The organism is Microvirga aerilata (assembly GCF_016743775.1).
In the GTDB taxonomy this organism is placed as follows: Bacteria; Pseudomonadota; Alphaproteobacteria; order Rhizobiales; family Beijerinckiaceae; genus Microvirga; species Microvirga aerilata.
Window position 1 is genome coordinate 88,495 of record NZ_JAEQMY010000016.1, and the last position, 26,926, is coordinate 115,420.

The 26,926-nt window shown below is 65.0% G+C and carries 28 protein-coding genes; 8 read left to right on the top strand and 20 right to left on the bottom strand.

The window, feature by feature from the left end:
- Positions 1–4: 4 nt before the first annotated feature.
- From JKG68_RS13475 to JKG68_RS13535, 13 genes are all read right to left on the bottom strand, one after another.
- Positions 5–859: a branched-chain amino acid ABC transporter permease gene (locus tag JKG68_RS13475; RefSeq protein WP_202060213.1), complete on the bottom strand. Its 855-nt coding sequence runs from the start codon at positions 857–859 to the stop codon at positions 5–7.
- Positions 860–923: 64 nt separating this feature from the next.
- Positions 924–2,090 (bottom strand): ABC transporter substrate-binding protein, encoded by a 1,167-nt coding sequence (locus JKG68_RS13480; RefSeq protein ID WP_202060215.1) that lies wholly within the window; start codon positions 2,088–2,090, stop codon positions 924–926.
- A gap of 37 nt (positions 2,091–2,127) precedes the next feature.
- A complete protein-coding gene (locus tag JKG68_RS13485) occupies positions 2,128–2,889 on the bottom strand; it encodes a GntR family transcriptional regulator (protein ID WP_202060217.1) in 762 nt (253 codons plus the stop codon).
- Between the two features lie 35 nt (positions 2,890–2,924).
- On the bottom strand, positions 2,925–3,899 hold the full coding sequence (locus JKG68_RS13490) for a PDR/VanB family oxidoreductase (RefSeq protein WP_202060219.1): 975 nt from the start codon (positions 3,897–3,899) through the stop codon (positions 2,925–2,927).
- 8 nt (positions 3,900–3,907) lie between these two features.
- A complete protein-coding gene (locus tag JKG68_RS13495) occupies positions 3,908–4,990 on the bottom strand; it encodes an aromatic ring-hydroxylating dioxygenase subunit alpha (RefSeq protein WP_202060221.1) in 1,083 nt (360 codons plus the stop codon).
- A gap of 171 nt (positions 4,991–5,161) precedes the next feature.
- Positions 5,162–6,328: an ABC transporter substrate-binding protein gene (locus JKG68_RS13500; RefSeq protein ID WP_202060223.1), complete on the bottom strand. Its 1,167-nt coding sequence runs from the start codon at positions 6,326–6,328 to the stop codon at positions 5,162–5,164.
- Positions 6,329–6,437: 109 nt separating this feature from the next.
- Positions 6,438–7,454 (bottom strand): Bug family tripartite tricarboxylate transporter substrate binding protein, encoded by a 1,017-nt coding sequence (locus JKG68_RS13505; RefSeq protein ID WP_246515398.1) that lies wholly within the window; start codon positions 7,452–7,454, stop codon positions 6,438–6,440.
- 59 nt (positions 7,455–7,513) lie between these two features.
- Entirely contained in the window at positions 7,514–7,852 is a 339-nt protein-coding gene (locus tag JKG68_RS13510; RefSeq protein WP_202060225.1) for a YciI family protein, read from the bottom strand.
- 4 nt (positions 7,853–7,856) lie between these two features.
- Positions 7,857–8,723 carry a class III extradiol dioxygenase family protein gene (locus tag JKG68_RS13515; RefSeq protein WP_202060227.1) on the bottom strand — a complete coding sequence of 289 codons (867 nt, stop codon included), beginning with the start codon at positions 8,721–8,723 and terminating at the stop codon, positions 7,857–7,859.
- Positions 8,724–8,725: 2 nt separating this feature from the next.
- A complete protein-coding gene (locus JKG68_RS13520) occupies positions 8,726–9,076 on the bottom strand; it encodes an extradiol ring-cleavage dioxygenase (RefSeq protein WP_202060229.1) in 351 nt (116 codons plus the stop codon).
- Between the two features lie 5 nt (positions 9,077–9,081).
- Positions 9,082–9,828 carry an alpha/beta fold hydrolase gene (locus JKG68_RS13525; protein WP_202060231.1) on the bottom strand — a complete coding sequence of 249 codons (747 nt, stop codon included), beginning with the start codon at positions 9,826–9,828 and terminating at the stop codon, positions 9,082–9,084.
- A 58-nt stretch (positions 9,829–9,886) separates the two neighbouring features.
- Positions 9,887–10,873: a Bug family tripartite tricarboxylate transporter substrate binding protein gene (locus JKG68_RS13530; protein WP_202060233.1), complete on the bottom strand. Its 987-nt coding sequence runs from the start codon at positions 10,871–10,873 to the stop codon at positions 9,887–9,889.
- Positions 10,874–10,910: 37 nt separating this feature from the next.
- Positions 10,911–11,789 carry an amidohydrolase family protein gene (locus JKG68_RS13535; protein WP_202060235.1) on the bottom strand — a complete coding sequence of 293 codons (879 nt, stop codon included), beginning with the start codon at positions 11,787–11,789 and terminating at the stop codon, positions 10,911–10,913.
- A gap of 160 nt (positions 11,790–11,949) precedes the next feature.
- Here JKG68_RS13535 and JKG68_RS13540 point away from each other — a divergent pair, with 160 nt between their 5' ends.
- From JKG68_RS13540 to JKG68_RS13555, 4 genes are all read left to right on the top strand, one after another.
- Positions 11,950–12,882, top strand: coding sequence for a LysR family transcriptional regulator (locus JKG68_RS13540; RefSeq protein ID WP_202060237.1), 933 nt, complete (start codon positions 11,950–11,952; stop codon positions 12,880–12,882).
- Between the two features lie 202 nt (positions 12,883–13,084).
- The gene (locus tag JKG68_RS13545; RefSeq protein WP_202060239.1) at positions 13,085–13,807 is read left to right on the top strand and encodes a PIG-L deacetylase family protein; all 723 of its coding nucleotides are present in this window, start codon (positions 13,085–13,087) and stop codon (positions 13,805–13,807) included.
- The gene (locus JKG68_RS13550) at positions 13,804–14,496 is read left to right on the top strand and encodes a 4-carboxy-4-hydroxy-2-oxoadipate aldolase/oxaloacetate decarboxylase (protein ID WP_202060241.1); all 693 of its coding nucleotides are present in this window, start codon (positions 13,804–13,806) and stop codon (positions 14,494–14,496) included. The genes JKG68_RS13545 and JKG68_RS13550 overlap by 4 nt, the downstream gene beginning before the upstream one ends.
- Before the next feature lie 38 nt (positions 14,497–14,534).
- Positions 14,535–15,356 carry a DUF1932 domain-containing protein gene (locus tag JKG68_RS13555; RefSeq protein WP_202060243.1) on the top strand — a complete coding sequence of 274 codons (822 nt, stop codon included), beginning with the start codon at positions 14,535–14,537 and terminating at the stop codon, positions 15,354–15,356.
- A 3-nt stretch (positions 15,357–15,359) separates the two neighbouring features.
- Here the strand turns inward: JKG68_RS13555 and JKG68_RS13560 are convergent, their stop codons facing one another.
- The 7 genes from JKG68_RS13560 to JKG68_RS13590 form a co-directional block, all read right to left on the bottom strand.
- Positions 15,360–16,292 carry a succinylglutamate desuccinylase/aspartoacylase family protein gene (locus JKG68_RS13560; RefSeq protein WP_202060245.1) on the bottom strand — a complete coding sequence of 311 codons (933 nt, stop codon included), beginning with the start codon at positions 16,290–16,292 and terminating at the stop codon, positions 15,360–15,362.
- 22 nt (positions 16,293–16,314) lie between these two features.
- Positions 16,315–17,838 (bottom strand): carboxypeptidase M32, encoded by a 1,524-nt coding sequence (locus JKG68_RS13565; RefSeq protein ID WP_202060247.1) that lies wholly within the window; start codon positions 17,836–17,838, stop codon positions 16,315–16,317.
- 18 nt (positions 17,839–17,856) lie between these two features.
- On the bottom strand, positions 17,857–18,861 hold the full coding sequence (locus JKG68_RS13570) for an ABC transporter ATP-binding protein (RefSeq protein WP_202060249.1): 1,005 nt from the start codon (positions 18,859–18,861) through the stop codon (positions 17,857–17,859).
- On the bottom strand, positions 18,813–19,832 hold the full coding sequence (locus JKG68_RS13575; RefSeq protein ID WP_202060251.1) for an ABC transporter ATP-binding protein: 1,020 nt from the start codon (positions 19,830–19,832) through the stop codon (positions 18,813–18,815). The genes JKG68_RS13570 and JKG68_RS13575 overlap by 49 nt, the downstream gene beginning before the upstream one ends.
- Complete coding sequence (locus tag JKG68_RS13580; protein ID WP_202060254.1) at positions 19,829–20,740, bottom strand: ABC transporter permease; 912 nt, start codon at positions 20,738–20,740, stop codon at positions 19,829–19,831. Before JKG68_RS13580 ends, JKG68_RS13575 begins: the two co-directional genes overlap by 4 nt.
- Positions 20,737–21,711, bottom strand: coding sequence for an ABC transporter permease (locus JKG68_RS13585; RefSeq protein WP_202060256.1), 975 nt, complete (start codon positions 21,709–21,711; stop codon positions 20,737–20,739). The genes JKG68_RS13580 and JKG68_RS13585 overlap by 4 nt, the downstream gene beginning before the upstream one ends.
- 102 nt (positions 21,712–21,813) lie before the next feature.
- Positions 21,814–23,385 (bottom strand): ABC transporter substrate-binding protein, encoded by a 1,572-nt coding sequence (locus JKG68_RS13590; RefSeq protein ID WP_246515410.1) that lies wholly within the window; start codon positions 23,383–23,385, stop codon positions 21,814–21,816.
- Positions 23,386–23,610: 225 nt separating this feature from the next.
- Between JKG68_RS13590 and JKG68_RS13595 the strand changes: the two genes are divergently transcribed.
- The 4 genes from JKG68_RS13595 to JKG68_RS13610 all read left to right on the top strand — a co-directional run.
- The gene (locus JKG68_RS13595) at positions 23,611–24,567 is read left to right on the top strand and encodes a GntR family transcriptional regulator (RefSeq protein ID WP_202060260.1); all 957 of its coding nucleotides are present in this window, start codon (positions 23,611–23,613) and stop codon (positions 24,565–24,567) included.
- Complete coding sequence (locus JKG68_RS13600) at positions 24,564–25,259, top strand: creatininase family protein (protein ID WP_202060262.1); 696 nt, start codon at positions 24,564–24,566, stop codon at positions 25,257–25,259. The genes JKG68_RS13595 and JKG68_RS13600 overlap by 4 nt, the downstream gene beginning before the upstream one ends.
- The gene (locus tag JKG68_RS13605; protein WP_202060263.1) at positions 25,260–26,276 is read left to right on the top strand and encodes a ketopantoate reductase family protein; all 1,017 of its coding nucleotides are present in this window, start codon (positions 25,260–25,262) and stop codon (positions 26,274–26,276) included. It abuts the gene before it with no gap.
- Positions 26,273–26,926, top strand: a 654-nt coding sequence (locus tag JKG68_RS13610) for an SDR family NAD(P)-dependent oxidoreductase (RefSeq protein WP_202060265.1), incomplete at its 3' end; no start/stop codon positions are given. The genes JKG68_RS13605 and JKG68_RS13610, both read left to right, overlap by 4 nt.

The following is a 26,926-nucleotide window of genomic DNA, read 5'->3' on the forward strand; positions in this document are numbered from 1 at the left end:
TGGGTCAGCGCGCACGGTCGAAGAGTCCCTGTGGGCGAAGAACGAGAACGACGATCATCAGGGTGTAGATGACGAAGGCGCCGACGCTCGGCACGTAGTACTTGCCGGCCACGTCGGCGATCCCGAGCAGCAGGGAGGCCAGGAATGGGCCGGTGATGCTCGTGGTGCCGCCGACCGTCACGACGATCAGGAAGTAGATCATGAACTTGAGCGGAAAGGTCGGGTCGAGGCCCAGGATCTCCGCGCCCAACGCTCCCCCTAAGCCCGCCAGGCCGGACCCGACAGCGAAGGTGGCGGCGAAGATCAGGCTCACATTGATGCCGAGCCCACGGGCGACGCGGGGGTCGTCGACGGCGGCCCTGAGGCGGCTGCCGAAGCGCGTCTTAGTAAGTATGAGCTGCAGGGCGACCACGAGGGCGCCGCAGACCGCGATGATGAAGCTGCGATACAGGCCGACCTGGATGCCGAGGATCTCGACGCGCCCTTGCAGCCACGAGGGCAACTGGATCAGCTGCTGCTGCGATCCCATGCTGTAGTCGATGGCTGCCACCGCCATGAAGACGAGGCCGATGGAGAACAGGACCTGATCGAGGTGGCTGCGGGCATAAAGCCGCTTGTAGAGGGTTCTCTCGAGCACGAGGCCGATCAATGCCGGAACGATGAAGGCGAGCGGAAGGGTTGCCAGGAACGGCACGCCGTGGCGGTTCATCAGAACGGCCGTCACATACCCACCCGCCATGGCAAAGGCGCCGTGGGCCAGGTTGACGAAGTTCATCAGGCCGAGGGTGACGGCCAAGCCGCAGGCCAGCACGAACAGCAGCATGCCGTAGGCAATGCCGTCGAAGAGAATGGTCAGCACCGCGTTCTCCGAAAAACTCAAAAACGGAAGCGCCGCAGGTTGCGGCGCTTCGCTGATGTGGCGATCAGTTGGACTTGGCGGCCTTCACCGGGTCCTTGACGTTCGCGATCGTGGCAAACTCCACGTTGTAGAGCTCACCGTTCACCCGCTCCACCTTCCGCACATAGATGTTCTGCACGATGTCGCGCGTCTGCGGATCAATCGAGATCGGCCCGCGCGGGCTGGTCCAGCTCATGCCCTTCATCGCATCGATCAGCGCCTGGCCACCCTGACCGTTGGTCTTCTTCAGGCCCTCGTAGATCAGGTGCATGCCGTCGTAGCCGCCCACCGCCATGAAGTTCGGGCGCATGTTGGGGTTGGCCCTCTTGAACGCTTCCACGAACGCCTTGTTCTCAGGGCTGTCATGGGCCGCCGAATAATGCTGGGTGGTGATGGCGCCCAGGGCCACGTCGCCCATGCCGTTGAGGATGTCGTCATCGGTCACGTCGCCGGGGCCGATGAGCTTGACGCCGCTCTTGTCGAGACCGCGCTCCACGAACTGCTTCATGAACTGCGCGCCGATGCCGGAGGGCACGAACACGAACAGGGCGTCCGGCTTGGCGTCGGTCACCTTCTGCAGGAAGGGCGAGAAGTCGGGGTTTGCCAGCGGCACACGCAGGTTCTCGACCTGGCCGCCCTTGCCTGCGAACGCACCGGTGAAAGCCTTCTCGGCATCGATGCCGGGGCCGTAGTCCGAGACGAGCGTGACCACCTTCTTGATGCCGTTCTGGGCCGCCCACTCCGCCATCGGCACCGTGGCCTGCGGCAGGGTGAAGCTGGTGCGAACGATGAAGGGCGAAGCCTCGGTGATCGTCGCGGTCGCTGCCGCCATGACGACTTGAGGCACCTTGGCCTGGGTTGCGAGCGGCGCGGGCGCGAGAGCCAGCGGGGTGAGGCCGAAGCCTGCCATGACGCTGATCTTGTCGTTGACGATCAGCTCCTGCGCCAGGCGCTTGGTCACGTCCGCTACGCCCGTGTCGTCCTTCACGATCAGCTGGATCTTTTTGCCCGCCACCGTGTCGCCCTTCTGCTGCATGTACAGCTTGGCCGCCGCCTCGATCTGCCGCCCCGTCGAGGCGAACGGCCCCGTCATCGGCAGGATCAAGCCTACCTTGAGGGTCTCCTGGGCCAGGGCCGAGCCGCTCAGGGCCAGCATGGCCGCCGCAGCACCTACAAATGTCCGACGTAGCATTTCCTCTTCTCCCTCTTCGGCTTTCAGCCTTTGCAGTCTAGGCGCGGATGCGCCTCTTGATGAGCCCGGAACCTGGCACCAGGTCCATGTCCCTCTGGTTTGTCAGCGCTCGCTCCAGATTGCGGTGCGCGATGCGCGCATGCTCGCGCATGATCGCCTCGGCACGGGTTCCCTCCCGCCGTTCAATGGCCGAGAGGACGCAGTGGTGCTGGTCTTGGGCGATGCTCAAGATTTGGTTCAGCTCCGGGGACCGCGATTGGACGGGAACCAGGGCGCTCGGCGAGGCGAACGGCAACGCGCTGACCCGTTCAAGCTGCCGGGCCAGGGTCTGGCTCTCGGCCATCCCGATCAGGATGTGGTGGAACTTTGCGTTCAGCTCCACATATCGGGAAAGATCGATCTCGGTAGTTCCCCGGCGCATCACGTCGTCGATGGCGTCCAGGCAGTCGGCAGCGTTCCGCAGATCCGTTCGGCTCACGCCGCGCTCGGCCGCAAGCCGCGCTGCGAGTCCCTCGAGCGTCCCGCGGATCTCGATGGACTCGAAGACCTCCTTTTCCGAGAAGGTCTTGACCGAGAAGCCCCCGGACGGAATGGCCTCCAGCAGCCCCTCCTCCTCCAGCCGCACGAGAGCCATGCGGACCGGAGTGCGGGAGACGCCGAGACGCTCGACCATCTGCAGCTCGGATACCCGCTCGCCGGGATTGAGCTCCCCGCGCAGGACGAGCTCGCGAAGGGCGAACTGCGCCCGCACGGTCTGGGTCATCGACCGGTCGCTGCCCTTGTCGGCTGTCTTGATCATGGTGTCCTTCGGCGACTCCGGCGAGGCTATCGACATCAGGCGGCCCTGTCAGCCGTGTCGATGGTGATATCCCCGCCTGCCACGCGGGACACGCAGGTGCAGAGCTTCCTGTTCTCGGCCTTTTCCTCGTCGCTGAAGAAGACGTCCCGGTGATCGACGGTCCCGCTCACGTCGAGGATGTACAGGGCGCACAGACCGCACTCCCCTCGCCGGCAATCGGAAATCATCCCGACGCCGGCCGCCTCAAGGGCCTCCAGCATGGTCTTGTTCGGCGGAACATCCACCTCCATGCCAAGCCGGGGAATCTTCACCCGGAACGGCTCGGTCGCATAGCGGCCGCTGTTGCCGAAGGTTTCGAACCGCAGCTGGTCCACAGGGCGTCCGCTCCGTTGCCAGGCGCGCTTGGCCGCCTCCAGCATCCCGATGGGGCCGCACACATAGAGCTCGCCGCCGGGCGCGAGTCGGGCGATCTCCGCATCGAGATCGACACGAGCCCCCTCCTCGTCGAGGAACACCTGAAGCCGGTCGCCGATCCGTAGCCGCAGCTCGTCGGCCAGGGCCATGTCCTGCCGGCTCCGACAGGCATAAAGAACGCGAAAATTCGCGCCTGCGTGGGCAAGCGCCAGGGCCATGGTGAAGATCGGCGTGATGCCGATCCCGCCCGCGAGCAGGATGTATTCCGGCCGCCCCAGGCTGAGGTCGAAGTGGTTGCCGGGGGTCGAGACGCTGAGTTGGGCCCCGGTCTGGAGGCTCCACATGTAGAGAGACCCGCCGCGGCTGTCGCGAAGCCGCTTCACGGCGATCCTGTAGAGCCCGTCCTGGCAGGGCCCGACGATGGAGTAGGACCGCACGTCCGGCCTCTCCCCGATGTGCACTCCCACATTGATGTGGCTGCCCGGCGTCGGCACCACGAACTCTCCCTCCGGCTCGATCTCGAAGAGCCGGATGTCGGAGGTCAGGTCCCGCACCGAACGCAAGGTGCCTTTACGCCACTCGACTTGCTTGCCCATGATGAAGCCTACTCGGCAGCCTCGCTGGGCAACGGCAGCGCCTGCCCATGCTCGGCCTCCAGCATCCGGTCGATCAGCTTGCGGGCCCAGAGGGCGCCGGCGTCGATGTTGAGGTTGTAGAACGGCATCCTCGGGTTTCTGTCGATGGCGATCTGCTGGGCCTCCAGCACCACGTGGTCCTGATCGTAGACGCCCTTGCCCTCGTTCACATGGGCCTTGTTGATGTCCCGGGAGAGCTGCTCGTCGTCCGTCCGGAACGTTCTGACGAAGTTCCAGAAGTAGTGACAGGACTTGTCCGTCTCCGGCGTGATGGCTGCCAGGAAGGCGCCGTTGACGCCCTGCGACCGGTCTCCTTCGGGAGCGCCCGTGCCGGTGACCGCTACGCCCACATCGCCGACCACGGTGGAGGGCGCCTGGAAATAGATGATCTGCCAGCGGTCCACATGCTCGCCCGGCCGGTTCAGCTGCTTGGCCCAGAAGGGCGGCGGCTCAATGTTGATCATCCAGCGGGTCACGGTCGCCGTGCTGTCCGTGTGCGTCACGTCGAAGGGCGAGCTGGTGATCGCCTCGTCGCCGATGCTGCCCGCGTGCACATAGGTCTCGTGGGTGAGGTCCATCAGGTTGTCGATCACGAGACGGTAGTCGCACTTCAGGCTGTAGAAGGTGCCGCCCTCGCCCACCCATTCGGTGCCGTCGTTCCAGTGGAAGTCCGTGATCTTGGCCGGATCCGCAAGCGCGGGATCCCCCGGCCACACCCACACGAGGCGATGCCGCTCGGCCACCGGGTAGGACCGCACGCAGGCCGAAGGATTGATGGTCTTCTGCGCGGGCATGTAGGTGCAGCGCCCGGCGGCGTTAAAGACAAGGCCGTGATAGCCGCAGACCACCTCGTCGCCCTTGAGATGCCCCATGGACAGGGGGAGCAGCCGGTGCCAGCAGGCATCCTCCAGCGCCGTGACCTCGCCGTCCGACCGGCGGTAGAGCACCATGTCCTTGCTGCAGATGGTCCGGGCCGCCAGCTCATGCTTGATCTCATGGCTCCAGGCCGCAGCGTACCAGGCGTTCAGCGGAAAGGATCGAGCATCTGTCATTGTCTTCCTCCACGGATTCAGAATGTATACAGAGCCGTGAGCACAGCAATCATACGAATGGCTATTTCCGACGAAATTCGATGCTGCAGAGCAGCGAGATGGGTTGAGCTTAGCGATTATGTATACATGGAAAGAAGCGCCGCAGGTTGCGGCGCTTCGCTGATGTGGCGATCAGTTGGACTTGGCGGCCTTCACCGGGTCCTTGACGTTCGCGATCGTGGCAAACTCCACGTTGTAGAGCTCACCGTTCACCCGCTCCACCTTCCGCACATAGATGTTCTGCACGATGTCGCGCGTCTGCGGATCAATCGAGATCGGCCCGCGCGGGCTGGTCCAGCTCATGCCCTTCATCGCATCGATCAGCGCCTGGCCACCCTGGCCGTTGGTCTTCTTCAGCCCCTCGTAGATCAGGTGCATGCCGTCGTAGCCGCCCACCGCCATGAAGTTCGGGCGCATGTTGGGGTTGGCCTTCTTGAAGGCTTCCACAAACGCCTTGTTCTCAGGGCTGTCGTGAGACGCGGAGTAGTGATGGGTGGTGATCGTCCCCAAGGCCACGTCGCCGATGTTGTTCAGCAGATCGTCGTCCGTGACGCTTCCCTCCGCCAGGAGGCGGATGCCGCTTTTGTCGAGGCCGCGCTCCACGAACTGTTTCATGAACTGCGCGCCGACGCCGGAGGGCACGAAGGCCAGGAGAGCATCGGGCTTGGCGTCGGCCACCTTCTGCAGGAAGGGCGAGAAGTCGGGGTTCGCCAGCGGCACCCGCAGGTTCTCGACTTGGCCGCCGGCCTTGGTGAAGACTTCGGTGAAGGACTTCTCCACGTCGATGCCGGGACCATAGTCCGACACCAGGGTCGTCACCTTCTTGATGCCGTTCTTGGCCGCCCAATCCGCGAGCGGCACGGTGGCCTGGGCCGCCGTGAAGCTGGTGCGCACGATGAAGGGGGACGCTTCCGTGATCGTCGAGGTCGCGGCGGCCATGACGACTTGAGGCACCTTGGCCTGGGTTGCGAGCGGCGCGGGCGCGAGAGCCAGCGGGGTGAGGCCAAAGCCTGCCATGACGCTGATCTTGTCGTTGACGATCAGCTCCTGCGCCAGACGCTTGGTCACGTCCGCCACGCCCGTGTCGTCCTTCACGATCAGCTGGATCTTTTTGCCCGCCACCGTGTCGCCCTTCTGCTGCATGTACAGCTTGGCCGCCGCTTCGATCTGCCGCCCCGTCGAGGCGAACGGCCCCGTCATCGGCAGGATCAAGCCTACCTTCAGGGTCTCCTGGGCCAGGGCCGAGCCGCTCAGCGCCAGCATGGCCGCCGCAGCACCTACAAATGTCCGACGTAGCATTTCCTCTTTCCTCCCTTGTTGGCCTTCCTCAGTGCTCCCTGTCAGACCTTGATGGCCTCTTGGCTGGAGCCGAGGAAGAGTTTGCCTTGATGGCTTAGAACGGCATGGCCTATTCCGGCTTGATGCCGGTACGCTTCACGAGCTCTCCCCACCGGCCCATTTCCTTGGCGATGTGATCGCGGAATTCGGCCGGAGTGTTGGTCCAGACCTCGGCTCCTTCCAGAGACAGGCGCTCGGCGATCTCGGGCGCTGCCATCGCGGTTCTGATCTCCGTGTTGAGGCGCTCGATCACGGTTTTCGGCGTCCCGGCCGGAACCAGGATTCCATACCATTGGGACGCCTCAAATCCCGGAAACCCGGACTCGGCAACGGTCGGAACGGAAGGGGCGCCCTTGAGGCGCGAAAGGCCGGAGACGGCGAGCGCCCGCATGGTGCCCGCCTCCACATGCTGAAGCAGGTTGGGAGCGCCCGTGAAGGTGAGCTGCACACGGCCTCCGAGCAGGTCCGTCACGGCAGGCGCCGTGCCCCGGTAGGGAACATGGGTCATCGTGATCCCCGCCCGGTCGGCGAGCGCCACCATGGCGATGCGAGCCGCACTGCCGACGCCGCCGGACGCATAGTTCAGCTTGCCGGGATTCTGCTTGGCGTAGTCGATCAGCTCCTGAAGCGTCTTTGCCGGGACATCCGGGTGAACGACGAGCATGTTGTGCACATTCGCGATGCCGCTGACCGGCTCGAAGCTCTTGACGGGGTCATATTGCAGCTTCGGATACAGGGCCGGGTTGACCGCGAAGGTGCCGATGTGACCCATCACGATGGTATGACCGTCCGCGGGGGCGCGGGCTACGGAGCCCACGCCGACGGAGCCGCCGGCGCCTGGGCGAGATTCGACGATCACCGGAGACTTGAACGCGCCTTCAAGCCGTTGCCCGAGAAGCCTCGCCAAGATGTCGGTCGATCCGCCGGGCGTGAAAGGAACGACCAGGATGATGTTCTGGCTCGGATATGTTTGGGCTGCGGCGCGGGCGGAGTGCGTGGCGGCCATGCCCCAGGCGGCCGCACCGGCAAGCACGTGACGGCGCGTGAGGTTGGAACGAACGGGCTCTTCGGACATGCCGTCTTTCATGTGCAGTCTCCTCCCAGCATCCCGGCTGGATCGATGTTGGTCTGATAGACGTCGAAAAATCAGCGTCCCTGGTCGTCCGGATACTTGGGGGTCATGGGATCGATCCGATGCGCCTGGAAGCGCGAGGCCAGGGCCGTGATCTCGATGGACTCGACGAGGCCGGCGAGCGCGAACGGATCGTTCTCCGCGAAGGCTTGTGCCGCCTCACGGGAGGCCGCCTCCAGCACGCCGAAATTGCCGGTTGGCGCCTCGCCATCGTCCTCCGTCAGGGCACTGCCGATCAAGACCCTGGCAAGCCCGCCTCCGCCCGAGGCCACGTGCTGGCGGTGCGCATCCCGGTGCTGCTCGCGCAAGGCGTTCATGCCGGGCTTGTGGCGGCAGGTCATGAGCCAGTACATGGGGTCACGCCGCCACGGCCGGAGACGACGTCGCCTTGTTCTCCATGACGATCATCCCGGCCCCTGTCATGGAGGCTGGCACGAAGTAGTGCTTGTGGCGCACCACCACATCGCGATCCATGGCGCCGCGCATGACGAGCCACATCATCAGCTCCGCGCCCTCGCTGCCGAACATCTCCACATATTGCTCGCGGGACATGGCCGCGAGCTTGTCGGGATCGGTGGCGATGTCCCTCAAGAAGGCTTCGTCGGCCGGCGGGTTGACGAAGCCGGCGCGGGCGCCCTGAAGCTGGTGGGAGAGGCCGCCGGTGCCGAGCACCACGAAGCGCTCGTCGCCAGGATAGCTCTCGATGGCCTGGCGCAGCACCCGGCCCATCTCGTAGCAGCGGCTCGGAAGCGGGATCGGGTACTGGATCACGTTGACGAAGATCGGCACCACCCGCACCGGCCACTGGTCCGGACGACCCCAGAAGAGCTCCATGGGAACCTGGATGCCGTGGTCGACCTCGATTTCCTGGCAGATCATCGGATCGAACCGGTTCTCGACCAAGGTGTCGATGAAGTGCCAGGAGAAGTCGACGGCGCCCCTGAACGGCGGGATGGCGCGAGGGCCCCAGCCCTCGTCGACGGGGCGGTATTCCTCGGCGCATCCCACCGCGAAGGTCGGCACCTTGTCGAGGAAGAACGAGTTGCCGTGATCGTTGAAGATCACCACGGCTACGTCGGGCTTGTGCTCCTTCACCCAGTCCTGGCCCGGAATGTATCCGTCGAAGAACGGCTTCCAGTCCGGCGTGTCCCGCAACCCCTTGTCGATCGCGGCGGCAATCGAGGGAACATGCGATGTTCCCAGACCTCCAATGAGCTTCGCCATGGCTATTTCTTCCCTAAACGGTTGCGCAGGAAATCGTCGTGATCCATGCCGGCCTGATGGGCGCCGATCTCGGTGATGCGCACAGGGTCGACGGCCGAGATCTTGAGAATGAAGAAGAGGTTGCCGCCCAGCCGCACCATCTCGCGCCAGTTCCGGGACATGACGGCTTCCTTCTCCTCGGGCGTCAGCCCGAAACGGTCGAGATAGGCGCCCTCGTCCTGCCGGAAGGCCTCGCGGTTTTCAGGCTTGCTCAACCCCATGGCCATCTTGTTGATGCGGTATCCGGCGAGCGACCGCTTGCGGTCGAACAGCGGCGTGTCTGGGATCTTGTCCTGACCAGGCTTGTCTTCCATGGCTTTCACCTCCCCGTTTCCGCCGCACCTTGGGTGCTTGCGGGTTTGTTTTCGAAACCGAGCCACCGCAGCAGGGCGCTGGAAACCTGCCCGGGCTGCTCGAGCAGGGACATGTGGCCGCTGTCCTCGATAACGACGAGCTCGGCGTTCGGGATAAGCTCCGCCATCTCCTCGTGCTGGGCAAGCGGGCTCCAGCGATCCTGGCGCCCCACCATGACCAGCGTCGGGCAGGTGATGCCGGCTAGGCGGGGGCGCAGATCCGGGCGGTTGAGAAGCGCCTGGATCTGGCGGTGATGCTGCTCCGGTGTGGCCCGCAGGACCATCGCCTTGAGCGGGTCCAGCAGGGTTCGATCATCGACCCTGTCCGCATGGAGCATCGGCGGAAGCCAGCGATCCGCCAGGGCCTCCATGCCTTGCGTGAACGCCAGATCGACCAGAACCTGCCGCTTGGCCTCATCGCCTTCCCGGCGGGAATCGACGCCTGTGTCGATGAGGGCGAGCTTCGCGATGCGCTCCGGCGCGAGATGCACCATCTCCATGGCAACCCGGGCCCCCATGGAATGGCCGATGGCGACGAGGGGACCATCCGCTATCCCTAAGGCCGAGCGGGCCATCGCGTCGATGGAGTCGTGCTGCGAGAAGTCCGCAACGAGAACTCTCGCGTGCGGCTTCAAGGCTTCGATCTGCCCGCTCCAGATGCTGGCGTCGCAGAGGAGCCCCGGCAGAAGAAGGATTGTTGGCTGTTCGTTCATCCCTGATGACCTCGAGGCTCGTGCCGGGCGTATCCGGAGTCCACCGAAATAACGGCCTTTACTGCTTCGGGATGCCCGCCTTCTCGATCACGGCCCGCCACTTCTCGATGTCGGATCGCAGACGCTCGGTCAGTTCGGCCGGGGTCTCGCTGCGGGCCTCGATTCCGAGATCGAGCAGGCGTGCCTTGATGTCCTGTGCCGCCAGGATTTCCTTTAGGCTTCCGTTCAGCTTCTGAACGAGCGCTTCCGGCGTTCCCTTCGGCGCGAACAGGGCATTCCAGGAGGTGACGTCGAATCCTGCGACGCCCGCCTCCTGAACGGTCGGAACATCGGGCAGAGCGGCCGAGCGGCGCGGCCCGGAGGTGGCAAGCGCCCTCACCTGCTGCCCTTCGAGGGCCGATTTCAGGGCAGCCTGGGAGTCGATCAGAAGGTGCGTGTCGTCCCGCAGGAGGGACACCAGGGCATCCGGCGTGTTGCGGAAGGGGACATGCCTGAGATCCGCGCCCGCCTCGCCCTTGAACAGAACGGAGGTCAGATGTTGGGTGCTCCCTACCGCGACCGTCGCCACGTTCAGGGTTCCCGGCTTGTCCTTGGCGTATTGGATGAGGTCCTTGAGGGACTTGTGCTCCGAATTCGCGTTCACGGCGAAAAGGAAGTCGAAGGTTCCCAAGGTGGAAATCGGCACGAAGTCCTTCAGGGGATCGAACGGGAGATTGGAGAACAGCGGCACGCTGACGGCGGTGCCGTTCGTCAGCATGGTGAGCGTCTGCCCGTCCGGCGCGCTCGACAGGGCAGACCGGGCCGCCGTGATGCCGCCGGCTCCCGGCATGTTCTCGACGATGAAGCGTTGCCCGAGCTTTTCGCTGAGCTTCTCGGCAACGATCCTGATCGTCACGTCCGCCACGCCGCCGGCGCCGAACGGCACGATGATCTTGACGGGCCGTGTCGGGTAATCCGACTGCGCCAGCGCAGGGCCGGAGACAGTCAGCCCCGCAGCCATGGCAAGAGCCAGCATCATGGATCGTATGGTAATCGTGCCGAGCATGATTGAGGTTTCCTTCCCTGTATTTTTTGTCTGACGGTCAGTCGTCGAATCTGAACAGCCGCGCCGGATTGTCGACGAGAAGCTTCTGCCGGAGCGCCGGATCCGGCGCATAGAGCGGCACGAGATCTACAAGGTCGCCGTCGTCGGGCATCACCGGCACGTTCGGATGAGGCCAGTCGGTTCCCCACAGAACCCGATCGGGTGCCAGCTCGACCAGCGCCCGGCCGAAGGGGGCGACATCATGAAAGGGCGGTCCCCCTCGCGAGATGCGCTCGGGGCAAGTGACCTTCACCCAGCACTTCTCGTCGTCGCGCACCAGATCCATCAGGGCAACGAAGCCCGGCTGATCGAGACCCTGGCTCGCATCGACCACGCCCATGTGGTCGAGCACGTAGGGAACCGGCAGGCTCATCAGGCGCGGCCGGAACTCCTGGATCAGGGTCGCGGGCAGATACAGATCCACGTGCCATCCAAAACCTGCGATGCGCTCGACGATGCGGTCGAAGGCGCTCATGTCGGGCATCTGGCCGAGGCGCGGCAGGAAGGTGAAGCGGCACCCTTCTATGCCGGCCTCCAAGAGATCCCTGAGCTCGCGCTCGCCGAAGCTGTCGTCCACATTGGCGATCCCCTTGTAGCGCCCGCCGCTCTGCGCGATGGCGTCGGTCACCACCCGGTTGTCGCGGCCGTGAGGCGTCGCGTTGACGATCACCGCCCGCTCGACGCCGAGGCGGTCATGCAGGGCGCGAAACATCTCGAGCGGGGCATCGGGCGGCGTATAGGGCCGCTCCGGCACGTAAGGATATCGCTCGCCGGGGCCGAAGATATGGCAATGGGTGTCGCAGCTCCCGGGCGGGAGCTTGAAGGACGGTGCCCTGGGATCAGGGTGGGGAGGCGGGATCGTCGGCACAGGCGTCATTCAGGTGATCGAGCCCTGTCATGGATCGGAGACGGCATGGTTCCACCCATGAAATGCGATAGAGCTAAAATGAAGCAAATGGTTTGTTTTTGGGGATTGATGAATATACTTCATGTATCTGGTCTGCCGGACCGGCAGCCACCCCCGATACGGACCGCTCATGCGAATTGATTTCCTCGGGCTTCATGCCTTCGTGGCCATTGCGGAGCGCGGCAGCTTTCAGCTCGCGGCAGCCCATCTCAACCTGTCGCAGACGGCGCTGAGCCATCGCATCCGCAAGCTGGAGGAGGATCTCGGGGTCAAGCTCCTTTCCCGCACCACCCGGGAGGTCTCGCTCACCCAGGCCGGCCTGAACCTGCTGCCGAAGGTGAAGCAAACCATCGAAAGCCTCTCGGGATCCCTGGACGAACTGCGGCAGGAGGGCCGCAGCCGTCAGGAGACCCTCTCCATCGGATGCCTGCCCACCATCGCGTCCGGCCGCCTGCCCTCGGCTCTGCGCCTCTTCCAGGAGCAGCACCCGGACGTGGTGCTGCGGATCTACGACAATTCGGCGACGGAGATCAGCAACCTGGTTCAAAACGGCACGATCGCCTTCGGCATCACCCTCGTTGCCGCCCATCGGTGGGATTTCGACATCGAAATGCTGATCAAGGATCCCTTCACGCTGGTCTGTCCGGAGGACCATCCGCTGGCGTCCGAATCCGCCGTGAGCTGGTCCGATCTCGCGGAGGAGCCCTTGATCCGGATCAGCCCGCAGACGGGCAACCGCATGATCATCGACGACGCCCTGGGAAGCCGGCGCGAGGGCCTGAGCTGGCGCTACGAGGTCCAGCACATCCAGACCGCCGTCGCGCTGGTCAAGGCAGGCGTGGCGCTGACGGTGATTCCCAGCCGCGCTTTCGACGCCGTCGACGAGCGGGGCCTCAAGCTGGTGCCCCTGCGCAACCCGAGCATCACGCGCCAGCTCGGCATCATCTCGCGGCGGGGAACGCCCCTCTCCCCATTGGCTGACGAACTGCGCAAGATCATCGTCCAGGTTTTCACGGGCGAGAAGGGCAGCTCGCAAAAGCGGGTTGCCCGGAAGCTCTCGTAATTCCTGAATAAAATTCATCAAAAGCTATAAACAAACCATTTGCTGCATACACCTTCCCTGATGCACCTTCCCCGGACCTTGTTCACAGTTCAGGGGGAGAAGGACCATTCAGCGGCGCATTCCACGCACGATGACAAGTCGGTCGCAATAAAGCCGGACGCGGCGCTGCTTGAACTCCTGAGCTCTTCCTTTTGAGGCTGCCATGACCACTGGAAAGACCGGACTTGTCGTCACCGCCCATCCCGGTGACTTCGTATGGCGCGCCGGCGGCGCCATCGCCCTTCATGCGAAGAAGGGCTATCGCATGAAGATCGTCTGCCTCTCGTTCGGCGAGCGCGGCGAGAGCCAGTGGGCCTGGAAAAAGGGCGACGTGTCCCTGTCCGAGGTGAAGGCGCAACGCCGCGAGGAGGCCGAGCGGGCCGCCGAGACTCTCGGGGCCGAGATCGAGTTCTTCGACGCGGGCGATTATCCGCTCTACACGACTCCTGAGATGCTGGACCGCCTGATCGACATCTACCGGGAGCTCAAGCCCTCCTTCGTGCTCACCCACTCCCTGGAGGATCCCTACAACGTGGATCATCCCGAGGCCACGCGCTTTGCGCAGGAGGCCCGCATCATCGCCCAGGCCGCAGGCCACAAGCCCAACCCGGACCTGACTTACAACGCACCGCCGGTCTTCCTCTTCGAGCCGCATCAGCCCGAGCAGTGCAACTACAAACCCAACCTGATCCTGAACATCGACGATGTGTGGGAGACCAAGCGCAAGGCCTTCGAGATCCTCGCGGCTCAGAAGCACCTGTGGGAATACTACACCCGCGTGGCCCTGAACCGCGGCATGCAGGGCGGGCGCAACTCCGGACGCGCCATGACCTACGGCGAAGCCTACCAGCGCATCTTCCCCCAGATCGTCGAGGAACTCGCATGAAGCCCGTCGTCGTCACCAACACGCCGCGCATCGACCAGTCCCTTGTCGACCGCCTCGCGGAACTCGGCGTAGCCACGGCCCATGAAGCCATGGGCCGCTCGGGCCTCATGAAGCCCTATATGCGGCCGGTCTGGGCGGGAGCCCAGGTGGCCGGCAGGGCCGTGACCGTGCTGGCGCAGCCCGGCGACAACTGGATGATCCACGTGGCCGTCGAGCAGTGCAAGCCGGGCGACATCCTGGTCGTCGGCGTGACCACCGACAACACGGACGGCATGTTCGGCGATCTCCTCGCCACATCCCTCCAGGCGCGCGGCGTCGTCGGCCTCGTCATCGACGCCGGGGTGCGCGACGTGAAGACCCTCACCGAGATGGGCTTTCCCGTCTGGTCCCGGGCCATCTCGGCCAAGGGCACCGTCAAAGCGACGCTGGGCTCCGTCAACGTGCCGGTCGTCTGCGCCGGGGCGCTGGTGAATCCCGGCGACGTGATCGTCGCCGACGACGACGGGGTGCTGGTGGTGCCCCGCCGGGAAGCCGAGGCAGTTGCGGTCGCAGGCGAGGCACGCGTAGCCAACGAAGGCTCCAAGCGCGAGCAGCTTGCCTCCGGGGTTCTCGGCCTCGACCTCTACAAAATGCGTGAGCCGCTGGAGAAAGCCGGCCTCGTCTACGTCGAATACAAGGATGAGGACTGAGAGCCTCATCCATCCCCCCGGCAGGATGGTGTGAACCTATGAGCCTTGAGATCGCCTTCATCGGCTATGGAGAAGTCGGGCAGCTCTTCTCGCGCCAGCTTGCCCCCAAGCCGGGCGTGCGCGTGACGGTCTACGACATCCTGTTCGACGATCCCGGAAAAGGTGCGGATCTGCGGCAGCGCGCTGCGGACGCCGGGGTTCATGCCGCCGGCAGCATCGCCGAGGCCTGCCGGGCAGCCAACATCGTCATCTCGGCCGTCACGGCAGACTCCGCGATCAGGGCGGCCGAGCAGGCGGCACCATGCCTCCAGCCGCAGCAGACCTATGTCGATCTCAACTCCGTCTCGCCCGCAACGAAGCTCAAGGTGGCCGAGCAGGTTCTGCCCAAAGGGGCGGGCTTCGTCGAGTTTGCCGTCATGGCACCCGTGGGCGGAGTCGGAATCGAGGTCCCGATCCTGGCCGGCGGTCAGACGGCACAGGACGTCTCGGCTCGCCTGAACGATCTCGGCATGAAGATCACCCCGGTCAGCACCGAGATCGGAACGGCCTCCTCCACCAAACTGTGCCGCAGCATCGTGATCAAGGGCATGGAAGCCCTCATGGTGGACTTCAGCCTTGCGTCGGAAAAGGCCGGCGTCATGCCCGCGGTCCTGGCGAGCCTGACCGCGTCCTATCCCGGCATGGATTGGGAGAACCTCGCAAAGGTCATGATGTCCCGCGTCCGGCAGCACGGCATCCGGCGGGCTGCGGAGATGCGCGAGGCCAGCCGCATGATCGACGAGCTCGGCCTCGACGGCTCGCTCGCAAGCGCCATCGCCGACCGGCACGAGAGCTTCGCCAAGGCAGGCAAGCCCGACTAGCCTTCAGCCTTCAAGCGGCGTTCCCACCCCGAGCAGCGCCTCGCCCTGGTTCACGGAAAGGCTGGTCAGGCGGTAGAGGATGAAACCGTCCTTCTCCGACCGGATGGTGGCGAGAACGGCGCCGAAGACATCCCGGATCTCGCCGAGCACCTCGCCTGCCGCCACAGGCTCGGAGAGGTCCTTTTCGGCATACCACAGCCCTCCCACGGGAGCGGACGGCACCCACATGGTGACGAATTCGGGGTTCGCCTGAGGAGCGGCCTGCACCGGGCCGGCGAGCATGCCGAGATGGTGCATCACGCGCTCGATGCCTGCCATCATCTGCCCGACGCTCTCCTCGCCCCAAAGGCCATTCCCGCTGACTTCGGGCAGCAGGCTCGGGATGCCGAGCCTGTAGGCGGCGTTGATGGTATAGCCCTCCCCGCCCGCCGCCACGGCCACGGGCAGGCCGAAAGCGGTCGCCAGCGCCTTGGACTTCTCGCAACCGTTCGGAAAGATCGTGAAGGGAGCAAGGGCCTCGTCGAGGTCGCCGCCATGCAGATCGAGATAGGCATCGGCCAACGGGTAGACGCTCGTCACGAGCCAGTGGGCGAGCCGCTCGCTCACCGTGCCGTCGGGCTTGCCCGGAAACATCCGGTTCAGGTTCTTGCCGTCTTCCGGCATCACGTAGATGCTGCGCTTCCGGAAGCCCTGCAGGTTGAGGATCGGCAGGACGAGGATCGTGCCCTTGATGCGCTCCGGGCTCATCCTCAGCACGCGAACGGCCGCCTCGATCGAGCAGTACTCCGAGCCATGGACGCCGGCGGTGACGAGCAGGTATGGCCCCGACTCCGCGCCCTCGACGATGCCAAACGGGATCTCCACATCCCCGATCGGGCTGATGTGGCCGTGTTCGACACGCGCCTGTCCGGTGCGGAGCGTTGGGAGCGTTTTCATGGTCCGGGTTCCGTAAGCGGTTCTACTGTGCGTACTTGCCCTGGAGATAGGCAAGATAGGGTGCAGGATCGAGGCGGCGTCCCGTTTCGCGCTCCAGCAGCTCGTCGCGCATGAAGCGGCGGCCATGCTGCCAGATCCGGGTGCGCAGCTCCTGGGCGAGCACGGAGTACTCGCCCGCCTCGATGGCGCCGTCCAGCGACGGGTTCTGCGTCCGCAGGGTTTCCATCACCTGCGCGCCCATCACGTTGCCGATCGTGTAGGTGGGGAAGGAGCCGATATAGCCGGTCGACCAGTGCACGTCCTGCAGCACGCCCTTGGAGTCGTTGGGGACATCGAGGCCGAGATCGCGCTTGATGGCCGCGTTCCAGGCTCCAGGCAGGTCGGACACGGGAACCGAGCCGTCCATGAGCGCGCACTCGATATCGACCCGCAGCATGATGTGGAGATCGTAGGTCAGCTCGTCCGCCTCAACGCGGATGAAGCCGGGCTCCACGCGGGTGACGGCCCGGTAGAACCCCTCCGCGCTCACGTCGCCGAGCTGATCGGGGAAGTGGCGCTGCAGTTCGGGGAAGTGCAGCCTCCAGAAGGTTGGGCTGCGGACGATATGGTTTTCCCAAAGCCGGGACTGGGATTCGTGGGCGCCGAAGCTTGTGCCGCCGACGCCGTAGAGACCCACCAGGTCGGTGGCCAGCGTCGTGCGGGTATAGGCCGGATCGACGCCCTGCTCGTAGAGCCCGTGGCCGACCTCGTGAGCCGTGCCGAACATGGAAGCCGGAAGATAGTTGCGGCTGTAGCGGGTGGTGATGCGCACATCGTTGCGGGTGAACGACACCTCGAACGGATGGACCGTGGTGTCGAGGCGCCCGCGCCCGAAGTCGTAGCCGAGCTTTTCGGCAAGTGTCAGGCCGAAAGCCCGCTGCCCCTCCTCGGGAAAGTCGCGGAACAGGAAGTCCGAACGCGGCGCAGGCCGGGACCGGGCCGCATCCAGGATCGGCAGGATGCCGGTGCGGAGCTTCGCGAACAGGGCCTTGAGGCTCGCGGCCGTCTCTCCCGGCTCATAGATCGACACCATGGCGTCGTAGGGATGCTCGGTCCAGCCGATGCAGTCCGCATAGGCCCGCGACAGTTCGACGGTCTTCGCGAGATGCGGCGCGAAGATCGAGAAGTCGCTCTTCGACCGCCCCTCGATCCAGGCGGACTGCGCCACCGTGCGAAGCGCGGCGCGCTCCTGGATCAGGGAGGCCGGAACCCTGCGGTGATGCTCCACCGCGTGGCGCGTCTGGAGGACGATGCGCCTCTCGGCAGCATCTTCGGAAAGCCCTTCCACGGCCTGCTCGGCCGCCTCGAGGGCCTTCTCGGTCTCGGGCGCCAGGAGCAGGTCGCGGGCGACGCGGGTCAGGGTCGCGATCTGGTGCCCCCGGGTTTCCGCTCCGCCTTCCGGCATCATGGTGCGGGAGTCCCATGTGAGGACGGAGGCTGCGTTCAGCACGTCGTTGACGGCGGCGATACGCTCGTTGAGCGCCGACAGGGATGTTGGCTGGGTCATGTCCTGAACTCTTCTAGATCACTCGGTTCCACCGGTGTTGAGATGGCAGGCCGAGAAGCGGCCGGGGCCGATGGCGGCGAGCGGCGGCGCCTCGCGCTTGCAGCGCGGGCCGGCAAAAGGACACCGGGGGTGGAAGTGGCATCCGCTCGGCGGATTGAGCGGCGACGGGATCTCGCCGGCAATCGGGCGAAAATCCTTGCGCCCCACGCCGACGCGCGGAACGCTCTCGAACAGCGCGCGGGTATAGGGATGGTTCGGCTTGGCGTAGAGCTCGGCGGTGGGCGCCAGCTCGACGATGCGGCCGAGATACATGATCGCGACCCGGTCGGACACGTGCCGCACCACGCCCAGATCATGGCTGATGAAAACGCCGGTGAGGTCGAGGTCCTGGCGCAGATCCATGAACAGGTTGAGCACCTGAGCCTGGATCGACACGTCGAGGGACGCCACGGGCTCGTCGAGCACGAGAAGATCCGGCTTCATGGCCAATGCACGGGCAATGGCGATGCGCTGCCGCTGGCCGCCGGAGAACTGATGCGGAAAGCGTCTGCGGTAGCCCGGATCGAGCCCCACGCGCCCGAGCATGTCGGCCACGTAGGCGTCGGCGTCCCGGCCCTTGACGATGTTATGGGCCACGGGGCCTTCCGCCACCGTATCGCCGATGCGGATGCGCGGGTTGAGGCTCGCGAAGGGATCCTGGTGGATCATCTGAACGCGGGTCGTCAGTTTCTGCGTGCGCCGCCCCTGCACTTTGGCGACCGGCGCGTTGCCGAACAGGATCTTGCCGTCGCTCGGCGTGTAGATGCCCGCGATCATGCGCCCGAGGGTGGACTTGCCGCAGCCTGACTCGCCCACGAGGCCCACGACCTCGCCCTTGGCAACCGTGAGGCTCACATCCGTCACCGCCCGAACGATCTCGGACTTCTGGCCTGCACCGAGCAGGCCCGCAATGCGCTCGCCCAGATTGGGGCGCTTTACGAAGCGCTTCGATACGTGGTCGATGTCAAGGAGAGCGGAGGGCATGAAACGGGCTCGATCGGGTAATGACAAAGGGCGGTGCGTCCATCTTCGAAATGCTGGACGGGCGGCGTGGTCGTGCAGGCAGGGCCCGCCTTGGCGCAGCGGGGCGCAAAGGCGCAGCCTGAAGGCAGATTGGCCAAGGAAGGCGTCGAACCTGGAACCTGCGGAAGCCGGGTTCCCGGCTCGTGCTCGGCCGGAACCGATGCGAGGAGGCCAGCCGTGTAGGGATGCCGCGGCGAGGCGATGACGGAATCCGCCGGACCGCTCTCCACCACGCGGCCCGCATACATGACGCAGATGTCGTCGGCGAGGCTCGACACCACCGCGAGATCGTGCGTCACCCACACGAAGGCCGTGCCGGTCTCGTCCGCAAGGCGGCGCACCTCGGCCAGGATCTGGCCCTGGATCGACACGTCGAGGGCCGTCGTCGGCTCGTCGGCGATGATGACGGCCGGGCTGTGCAGAAGGGCAGTTGCGATCGCCACCCGCTGACGCATGCCGCCGGAGAGCTGATGCGGATAGGCATCGAGACGCTCCTCGGGGCTCGGGATGCCCACCTTGGCCAGCGCGTCCCGGGCCCTTGCGCGGGCCGCCTTGCGCGAGACCCGGGCATGGGCCCGCACCGCCGCGATCATCTGCGTTCCGATCTTGAGCACCGGATTGAGCGTCATCATCGGGTCCTGGAAGACCATGGCGATCTGGGCGCCCCTCACCCGGCGCATCGCCTCGCCCTTCAGGCGGGTAATGTCCTGACCGTTCAGGATGATTTCGCCGCCTGCCACTTTGCCGGGAGCTTCGATCAGGCCCAGGATCGAGTAGCCCGTCACGCTCTTGCCGGAACCGGACTCGCCGACGAGGCCGAGGATGCGTCCGCGGGCGACCTCGAAGCTGACGCCGTCGACCGCCTTCAGGACGCCGGCCCGTGTCTGGAATTGCGTCTGGAGATTGTTGACGCGAAGAACGGCATCGCTCATCGGCTGTTCCTCGGGTTCAGGACGCTGCGAACCTGGTCGCCCACGAGATTGATGGCAACGACGGTCAGCATCAGGGCAATGCCGGGATAGATCGAGATCCAGTAGCGGCCCGACAGCAGGAACTGGAAGCCGTTGGAAATGAGCGAGCCCAGCGAGGGCTGGGTGATCGGAAGACCAAGGCCCAGGAACGACAGAGTCGCCTCAAGCGCGATGGAGTTCGCCACCTGCACGGTCGCCACCACGATCAGGGGCGGCAGCGCGTTCGGCAATAGATGGCGGAACAGCACATGACGGGCGGGAAGCGGCGTGGAAAGCGCCGCCTCGATGTAGTCCTTCCGTCGCTCGGCGCTTGCCGCGCCATGGGTGGTGCGGGCAAAGTAGGCGTATTGGGCCGCAACCAGGGCGGCGACGAGCTGCATCAGCCCCTGCCCCAGCATGGCGACGAGCACCAGCGCCAGCAGGATCGCCGGCAGCGAGAGCTGCAGGTCGATGATGCGCATGATGATGGCCTCGATCCGTCCGCCGTAATAGGCGGCAATGAGGCCCACCGTCGTGCCGAGCACCAGGGCGAAGGTGCCGGCCATGACGCCGACGATGAGGCTCGTGCGCAGCCCGAAAAGGATGGCCGAGAAGATGTCCCGGCCCGCGGCATCGGTGCCGAGCCAATGGACGTAGCCGCCCGAACCGGTTTCGCCCGGCTCGAGACGCGCATCGAACAGGTCGAGCGTTTCCTGGTTGTAGGGATCCTGCGGGGCCACGAAAGGCGCGAGCACGGCCATGAGGACGACGGCGACCACAACGATCAGGGCCGCGACGGCAACGGGGCTGCGCTTGTAATCCGACCAGAAGTTGGCAAGCCGGATCGAGCCTGTTTCGACGGGAGCCGCCAGGGCGGGAGAACTGCTCATGACGCTGCCTTTACGCGAATGCGCGGATCGAGCTGTCCGTAGATGAGATCGACGACGAGATTGATCATGACGAAGAGGAAGACCACGAGGATGAGGTAGGCCACCATCACGGGACGGTCGAGCACGGTGATCGAGTCGATGATCAGCTTGCCCATGCCGGGCCAGTTGAACACCGTCTCGGTGACCACCGCGAAGGCGAGCGTCGAGCCGAGCTCGAGGCCGAACACGGTGACGATGGGGATCGAGATGTTCTTGAGCACGTGCAGGCCGACGACCTTGCCCTCGGACAGCCCCTGGGCACGGGCGAAGCGCACATAATCGGAGCTCATCACCTCGACCGTTCCGGCACGCGTCAGGCGAATGAGCAGGCCGAGCTTGAACAGGGCGAGGTTGAGCGCCGGCAGGAGGATGTGGCTCCAGCCTTCGAGCGAGGTGATCGACAGGTTCATGCCGAGCACCTCGGTGGTCGGCCCGCGGCCGCCCGAAGGCAGCCAGCCGAGCTCCACGGCGAACACCATGATGAGCAGCAGCCCGACCCAGAAGCTGGGGACGCTGAACCCGAGAACCGAGAAGCCCATGATGGCTTTGGCGGAAAGCGAGTCAGGCTTGTAGCCTGCCCACAACCCCAAGGGGATGCCGAGGCAGGTGGCGATCAGCATGGCGGTCAGCGCCAGCTCCAGCGTTGCCGGAAGGCGCGACATGATGAGGCCCAGCACGGGCAGCCGGTAGATGAAGGACTCGCCGAGATCCCCGTGCAGCATGTTGCTCATGAACACGAAGTACTGCTCGATCAGGGGGCGGTCGAAGCCATAGCGCTGGATCAGCGCCTCGCGCAGGGCCTGGTCGGATGCGGGGTCGATCATCACGTCGATCGGGTTGCCGATGGCGTAGACGCCAAGGAACACGATGATCGACATGGCGATCACGACCATGAGCGCCTGCAGAATGCGCTGAATAAGAAAACCGATCATGCTGTCTCTTGCATGGAATGTAACGGATCAAAGAATCCGGAGGGAAACGGGCTTCCCTCCGGACCATTCCGGCCAGGATTCCTGGCCGGCATTTTGTAAGGATCAGCTCTTCGGCTTGATCTCGTAGGCCAGGGTTTCCTGGTCCACCCGCGGCGGGATGGTCAGCATGCCCTTCTTGGCGGCCCAGACGGTCTGGATCTGAACGGTCGGGATCAGGGCCCGGTCGTTCATGGACACTTCCGTCACCTTCTCGAACAGGGCGCGGCGCTTCGCGTCGTCCATGGTGCGGCTTCCTTCCTGGAGCAGCTTGTCCACTTCAGGATTGGAGTAGCCCTGCTTATTGAAGGCGCCGAGACCGATCTGCGGGTCGGCCGTGTGCACCAGGGAGCCGTAGGTGTAGCTCGCCTCGCCCGTCAGTGTGCCCCAGCCGCTCATCCACAGGGAGAACTCGCCCTTCTGCTGAGCCGGGAAGAACACCGTGCCGTTGAGGGCGTTGGCGTTCACCTTCAGGCCGGCGCGGGCCCACATCTGCGAGAGCGCTTCGCACACCGCCGCATCACCGGGCAGGCGATTGTTGGTGCAGTGGAAGTCGATCTCGAAGCCCTTCGGGTAGCCGGCATCGGCGAGAAGCTGCTTCGCCTTGGCCAGGTCGTAGGGCTTCTCCGGCAGGTTCTTGTTGCCGCCGAAGAAGTTGGCCGGCATCAGTTGGTTGGCCGGGCGGCCCAGGCCTTCGAGCACGACGCGTACGAGGGTCTTGCGGTCGATGGCGAGGTCCATGGCCTCACGCACCTTGGGGTCGCGCAGCGGGTTGGCGTCGATCTCCTTGCCGTCCACCTTCACCTTTTTGGGCAGGGTTTCCTTCACGTTGGGCGTGAGGTTCAGGAAGTACACCGAGTCGGCCACGAAGGTGTCGACCGACTTGTCCTTCTGCATCGCCGCATAGTCGGTGGCCGGCACGTAGTTCACGAGATCGACCTGACCGGACTTCAACGCCGCCATGCGGGCCGGATCGCTCGGGATCTCCTTACGGACGACCTTCTGCCAGTGCTGCTTGGCGCCCCAGTAGCCGTCGAAGCGCTCGACCACGAAGTCACCTTTCGGCTCCCATGAGACGAACTTGTACGGACCAGTGCCGATGGCAGCCTTGCCGGAGTTGAACTGCTCGTTGCGAGCCTCCATGCCGATGGACTTCGCCACGACGAAGAGGCGGATGAAGTCGTTCGGCAGGGTCGGCGCGGGAGACTTCGTCTTCACATGCAGGGTGTACTTGTCGGCGACCTTCGTCTCCGCAACCTGCTTCGTGTAGATGGTCATGCTCATGGGGCCGGTGACCACCGGAATGCGGTCGATCGAGAACTTCACGTCCTCGGCCGTCAGCTCGGACCCGTCATGGAATTTCACGCCCTCGCGGATCTTGAACTCCCAGGTCGTTTCGTCGATGGGCTTCCACGAGGTCGCCAGACCCGGCTTCAGGCCCAGATTCTCGTCCGACATGACGAGGGTGTCGAAGATGTGGCGCAGGGTCTCGGCCTGGCTGCCCAGGGTAGACCAGTGCGGGTCGATGGAGTCGGGGCCTGCCCGCAGGCCCATGGTCAGTGTTTGGGCCGAGACCGCGCCACCGAGGGCGGTTCCAAGGACGAGAGCTGCAGCGAGCGATCCGCCGAGTTTGAACATTTGTTTCAATTCACTTCCCCTCTTGCTAAGGCCCTGGCTTTTCGTCCAAGGTGTTCTTATCGATTAGAACGGTAGGTCACTCTGTTTAGAAAAGTCAACAAGGCAGCGCCTAAACCTCAACCAACCCCTGATGCTTATGATAGCAGCTGTTATGTTGTCCCAGAACAGACGCCTGAAGAGCGCATCCTGGCCAATCTTGCTGCTGCGCTGGACCGCTCGCTTCCGGTGCCGCTGGGCGTTCAGCTGCGCGGGTTGATCGAGTTCGGCATTGCCCTTGGCGAGCTGCCCACCGGGCAGCGGCTGCCCTCGGTCCGGGAGTTGGCGGACCGGGCCGGCATTGCGCATATGACGGTTGCGACGGTGTACCGGGAGCTGCGCGAGGCCGGCCTCATCGAGGCGAAGCCCGGAGCGGGCACCTATGTGGGGGATGGACACAACAGCGACGGCCTGCGCTCCAATGCCATCCGAAAGATCCAGCGCCGTATCGAAATGCTCTTCAATGAAGCAGAACAGCTCGGCCTCGCGCCATCGGTCGTTTCGTCGCTGGTGAACGCGCGCGCGGCGCGCGGGCGGACGATGTCCCGGCCCGTGCGCCTCGTCATGGTGGGCAACTTCGTCGAGACGACGCAGCAATACGCGAACCGCATTCAGGAGCATATCGGTCCGGGCGATTCCATCGTGGTGACGACGGTGGATGCCCTGCATGCGGGCGAGGCCTTCCCCCTGCCCTGCGATATCTGCGTGACCCTGGCCCACCGCCGCGGCGAGGTCGAGCACCTCGTGCCCAGCGGCATACCGGTCGTGGGCTTGAGCTTCATCCCGTCCGAGGAGACGCGGGCGCAGCTTGCGATGATCGACCCGATGGCCCGCATCGGGATCATCTCGATCTTCCCCGAGTTCACCGCGCTGATGAAGCCCGGCGTGCTGCGCTTTGCGCCTCACGTCTCGGCCGTCGACGTGCGCCTGATCACCGCCCCCGATCTCGCGGCATTTCTCGCGCAGGTCGATGTGGCCATCTATGCCAGCGGCGCGGAAGCCACCGTCAGGCAGCTGCTTCCGCCTGATCGCCAGGCCATGGAATTCCGCTACGTGCCCGATCCGCATGCGATTCGCGCCACGTTGCTGCCCGTGATCGAGCGCCTGCGCTCGTCCATCAATCCGCAAGAGGAAGAGCCTTCATGAAAATCAGTGAGATGAACTGGCTTCAGGTGGAAGAATACCTGAAGACAGATGATCGCGCCGTCGTTCCGCTCGGCTGCACGGAGCAGCATGCCTATCTCAGCCTGTCCGTGGACAGCATTCTGGCCGAGCGCGTTGCCCTTGAGGCGGCCGAGCCTACGGGCGTTCCCGTGTTTCCCGTGCAGGCCTATGGCATCACGCCCTATTTCATGGCCTATCCGGGCACCGTCTCCCTCAAGGCGGAAACCTATCTGCGCATCATCACCGATATTCTCGATTCCTTACGCCGCACGGGCTTTCGCCGCATCCTGTTCGTCAACGGCCATGGCGGCAACACGCCGGGCCACACGGCCGCCATCGAGTGGATGGGCGAGAACCCGGATTGCCGCGTGAAATTCCACAACTGGTGGAACGCGCCGCGCACCTTCGAGAAGGTGAAGGAGATCGACCCGGTGGCGTCGCACGCCTCCTGGATGGAGAACTTCCCCTGGACCCGCCTGCCCGGCATCGCGCAGCCGGACCACCAGAAGCCCATGGTCGATCTCGACCGCATGCGCACCTTCGGACCGGAAGGCGTTCGCGAGATCCTCTGCGACGGCAACTTCGGCGGCCGCTACCAGCGCTCCGACGGGGACATGAACGCCATCTGGTCGGTGGCCATCGACGAAACCCGTGCCTTGATCGAGACCTGGTAAATGAACGAGAACACGATTCTGATCTGGGGCGCAGGCGCCATCGGCGGGACGCTCGGCGCCTACCTCGCCCGCGCAGGCGAGGACGTGCTGCTCGTCGACATCGTCGAGCCGCATGTGGACGCCATGAAGCGCGACGGCCTTTTCATCGAAGGTCCCGTCGAAGCCTTCCGCCAAGAGGTCCGGGCGGCAACGCCGGCCGAGGTGACGGGCCGGTTCAAGCGCATCATCCTGGCCGTCAAGGCGCACCATACCCGTGAGGCCGTGCGGGCCTTGAAACCGCATCTCGCCGACGACGGCACCGTGCTGTCCGCGCAGAACGGGTTGAACGAAATCGTCATCGCCGAGGAGATCGGCGCGGAGCGCACCGTGGGCTGCTTCGTGAATTTCGGCGCGGATTGGCTGGAGCCGGGCCGCATCCTGTTCGGCAACCGCGCCGCCGTCGCGGTCGGCGGCCTCGACGGGCAGGCGACCGATGCGGTGCACGACTACCACCGCCTGCTCTCGATCTTCGAGCCCAAGGCGGTGCTCACGGACAACATCTGGGGCTATCTCTGGGGCAAGCTCGGCTACGGCTCGCTGCTCTTCGCCACCGCGCTCACCAACGCCTCCATGTCCGAGAACCTCGCATCCGAGCGCCATTTCCCGGTCTATCACCGCCTTGGCCGGGAGGTCATGGCGGTGGCGAAAGCGCGGGGCGTGAAGCCTCTGGGCTTCAACGGCTTTAACCCCGACGCCTTCATGCCGGGAGCCGACGAGGCCGCCGCGCGCCGCTCGGTGGCCGACATGGCGGAGTTCAACCGGCACACGGCCAAGACCCATTCGGGCATCTGGCGGGATCTTGCCGTGCGCAAGCGCAAGACCGAGGTCGACGCTCAGATCGCCATCATCGCGACCCTGGGCCAGGAAGCCGGCATCGCCACCCCTGCCATCGGCAGGCTCGTCGCCCTGATCCACGACATCGAGGATGGGCGGCGCGAACAATCCTGGTCCACTCTCGACGAAATGCTGGCATCATGAATCTCGATTTCGCCAATCGCCGTGTTGCGGTCACCGGAGCGGCTCAAGGCATCGGACGCACCATCGTGCAGTCGCTCGCCGCGGAAGGCGCCCAGGTCTGGGCGCTCGATCTCGATGAGGCCGGCCTGCGCGTCGCGGCCGACGCTGGGGCCAAGGCCACGCGCACCCTCGACCTTGCCGACCGCGCCGCCGTCGGCCGCGTCTTCGACGAGATGGCCGAGTCCCTTGGAGGCATCGACATTCTGGTCAATTGCGCCGGAGGCGTCCGCGGCCAGGTGGCGAGACCCATCGAGGAGGTGAGCGAGCAGGACTGGCTCGTTCTCTTCGAGGCCAATGTGCATGGCGCCTTCTGGTGCTCCCAGGCGGTGGCCCCGCACATGAAGCGGGAGAAGTTCGGCCGCATTGTCAACATCTCGTCCGGCGCCGGCCTTCGCCCGAGCCTCACCGGCATCCAGGCTTATACGGCTTCCAAGCACGCGCTCGTCGGCCTGACGAAGCAGCTCAGCTTCGAGCTCGGCCCCTTCGGCGTCACAGTGAACAGCGTGGCGCCCGGGTTCGTTCTGTCGAACCCGGCCACCCAGCGCCAGTGGGAAAGCTACGGACCCGAAGGGCAGGCCCGCCTCGTGGAGAGCATCCACACGCGCCGCCTC

What these genes read in the sequence shown, in the direction of transcription:
- JKG68_RS13590 (WP_246515410.1), bottom strand. Translation starts at nt 23,385, where the DNA reads ATGTTCAAACTCGGCGGATCGCTCGCTGCAGCTCTCGTCCTTGGAACC.
- JKG68_RS13530 (WP_202060233.1), bottom strand. Translation starts at nt 10,873, where the DNA reads ATGCTCGGCACGATTACCATACGATCCATGATGCTGGCTCTTGCCATG.
- JKG68_RS13480 (WP_202060215.1), bottom strand. Translation starts at nt 2,090, where the DNA reads ATGCTACGTCGGACATTTGTAGGTGCTGCGGCGGCCATGCTGGCCCTG.
- JKG68_RS13485 (WP_202060217.1), bottom strand. Translation starts at nt 2,889, where the DNA reads ATGATCAAGACAGCCGACAAGGGCAGCGACCGGTCGATGACCCAGACC.
- JKG68_RS13510 (WP_202060225.1), bottom strand. Translation starts at nt 7,852, where the DNA reads ATGTACTGGCTCATGACCTGCCGCCACAAGCCCGGCATGAACGCCTTG.
- JKG68_RS13570 (WP_202060249.1), bottom strand. Translation starts at nt 18,861, where the DNA reads ATGCCCTCCGCTCTCCTTGACATCGACCACGTATCGAAGCGCTTCGTA.
- JKG68_RS13520 (WP_202060229.1), bottom strand. Translation starts at nt 9,076, where the DNA reads ATGGAAGACAAGCCTGGTCAGGACAAGATCCCAGACACGCCGCTGTTC.
- JKG68_RS13555 (WP_202060243.1), top strand. Translation starts at nt 14,535, where the DNA reads ATGAGCCTTGAGATCGCCTTCATCGGCTATGGAGAAGTCGGGCAGCTC.
- JKG68_RS13565 (WP_202060247.1), bottom strand. Translation starts at nt 17,838, where the DNA reads ATGACCCAGCCAACATCCCTGTCGGCGCTCAACGAGCGTATCGCCGCC.
- JKG68_RS13550 (WP_202060241.1), top strand. Translation starts at nt 13,804, where the DNA reads ATGAAGCCCGTCGTCGTCACCAACACGCCGCGCATCGACCAGTCCCTT.
- JKG68_RS13525 (WP_202060231.1), bottom strand. Translation starts at nt 9,828, where the DNA reads ATGAACGAACAGCCAACAATCCTTCTTCTGCCGGGGCTCCTCTGCGAC.
- JKG68_RS13545 (WP_202060239.1), top strand. Translation starts at nt 13,085, where the DNA reads ATGACCACTGGAAAGACCGGACTTGTCGTCACCGCCCATCCCGGTGAC.
- JKG68_RS13535 (WP_202060235.1), bottom strand. Translation starts at nt 11,789, where the DNA reads ATGACGCCTGTGCCGACGATCCCGCCTCCCCACCCTGATCCCAGGGCA.
- JKG68_RS13600 (WP_202060262.1), top strand. Translation starts at nt 24,564, where the DNA reads ATGAAAATCAGTGAGATGAACTGGCTTCAGGTGGAAGAATACCTGAAG.
- JKG68_RS13605 (WP_202060263.1), top strand. Translation starts at nt 25,260, where the DNA reads ATGAACGAGAACACGATTCTGATCTGGGGCGCAGGCGCCATCGGCGGG.
- JKG68_RS13540 (WP_202060237.1), top strand. Translation starts at nt 11,950, where the DNA reads ATGCGAATTGATTTCCTCGGGCTTCATGCCTTCGTGGCCATTGCGGAG.
- JKG68_RS13575 (WP_202060251.1), bottom strand. Translation starts at nt 19,832, where the DNA reads ATGAGCGATGCCGTTCTTCGCGTCAACAATCTCCAGACGCAATTCCAG.
- JKG68_RS13560 (WP_202060245.1), bottom strand. Translation starts at nt 16,292, where the DNA reads ATGAAAACGCTCCCAACGCTCCGCACCGGACAGGCGCGTGTCGAACAC.
- JKG68_RS13585 (WP_202060256.1), bottom strand. Translation starts at nt 21,711, where the DNA reads ATGATCGGTTTTCTTATTCAGCGCATTCTGCAGGCGCTCATGGTCGTG.
- JKG68_RS13490 (WP_202060219.1), bottom strand. Translation starts at nt 3,899, where the DNA reads ATGGGCAAGCAAGTCGAGTGGCGTAAAGGCACCTTGCGTTCGGTGCGG.
- JKG68_RS13580 (WP_202060254.1), bottom strand. Translation starts at nt 20,740, where the DNA reads ATGAGCAGTTCTCCCGCCCTGGCGGCTCCCGTCGAAACAGGCTCGATC.
- JKG68_RS13515 (WP_202060227.1), bottom strand. Translation starts at nt 8,723, where the DNA reads ATGGCGAAGCTCATTGGAGGTCTGGGAACATCGCATGTTCCCTCGATT.
- JKG68_RS13495 (WP_202060221.1), bottom strand. Translation starts at nt 4,990, where the DNA reads ATGACAGATGCTCGATCCTTTCCGCTGAACGCCTGGTACGCTGCGGCC.
- JKG68_RS13500 (WP_202060223.1), bottom strand. Translation starts at nt 6,328, where the DNA reads ATGCTACGTCGGACATTTGTAGGTGCTGCGGCGGCCATGCTGGCGCTG.
- JKG68_RS13505 (WP_246515398.1), bottom strand. Translation starts at nt 7,454, where the DNA reads ATGAAAGACGGCATGTCCGAAGAGCCCGTTCGTTCCAACCTCACGCGC.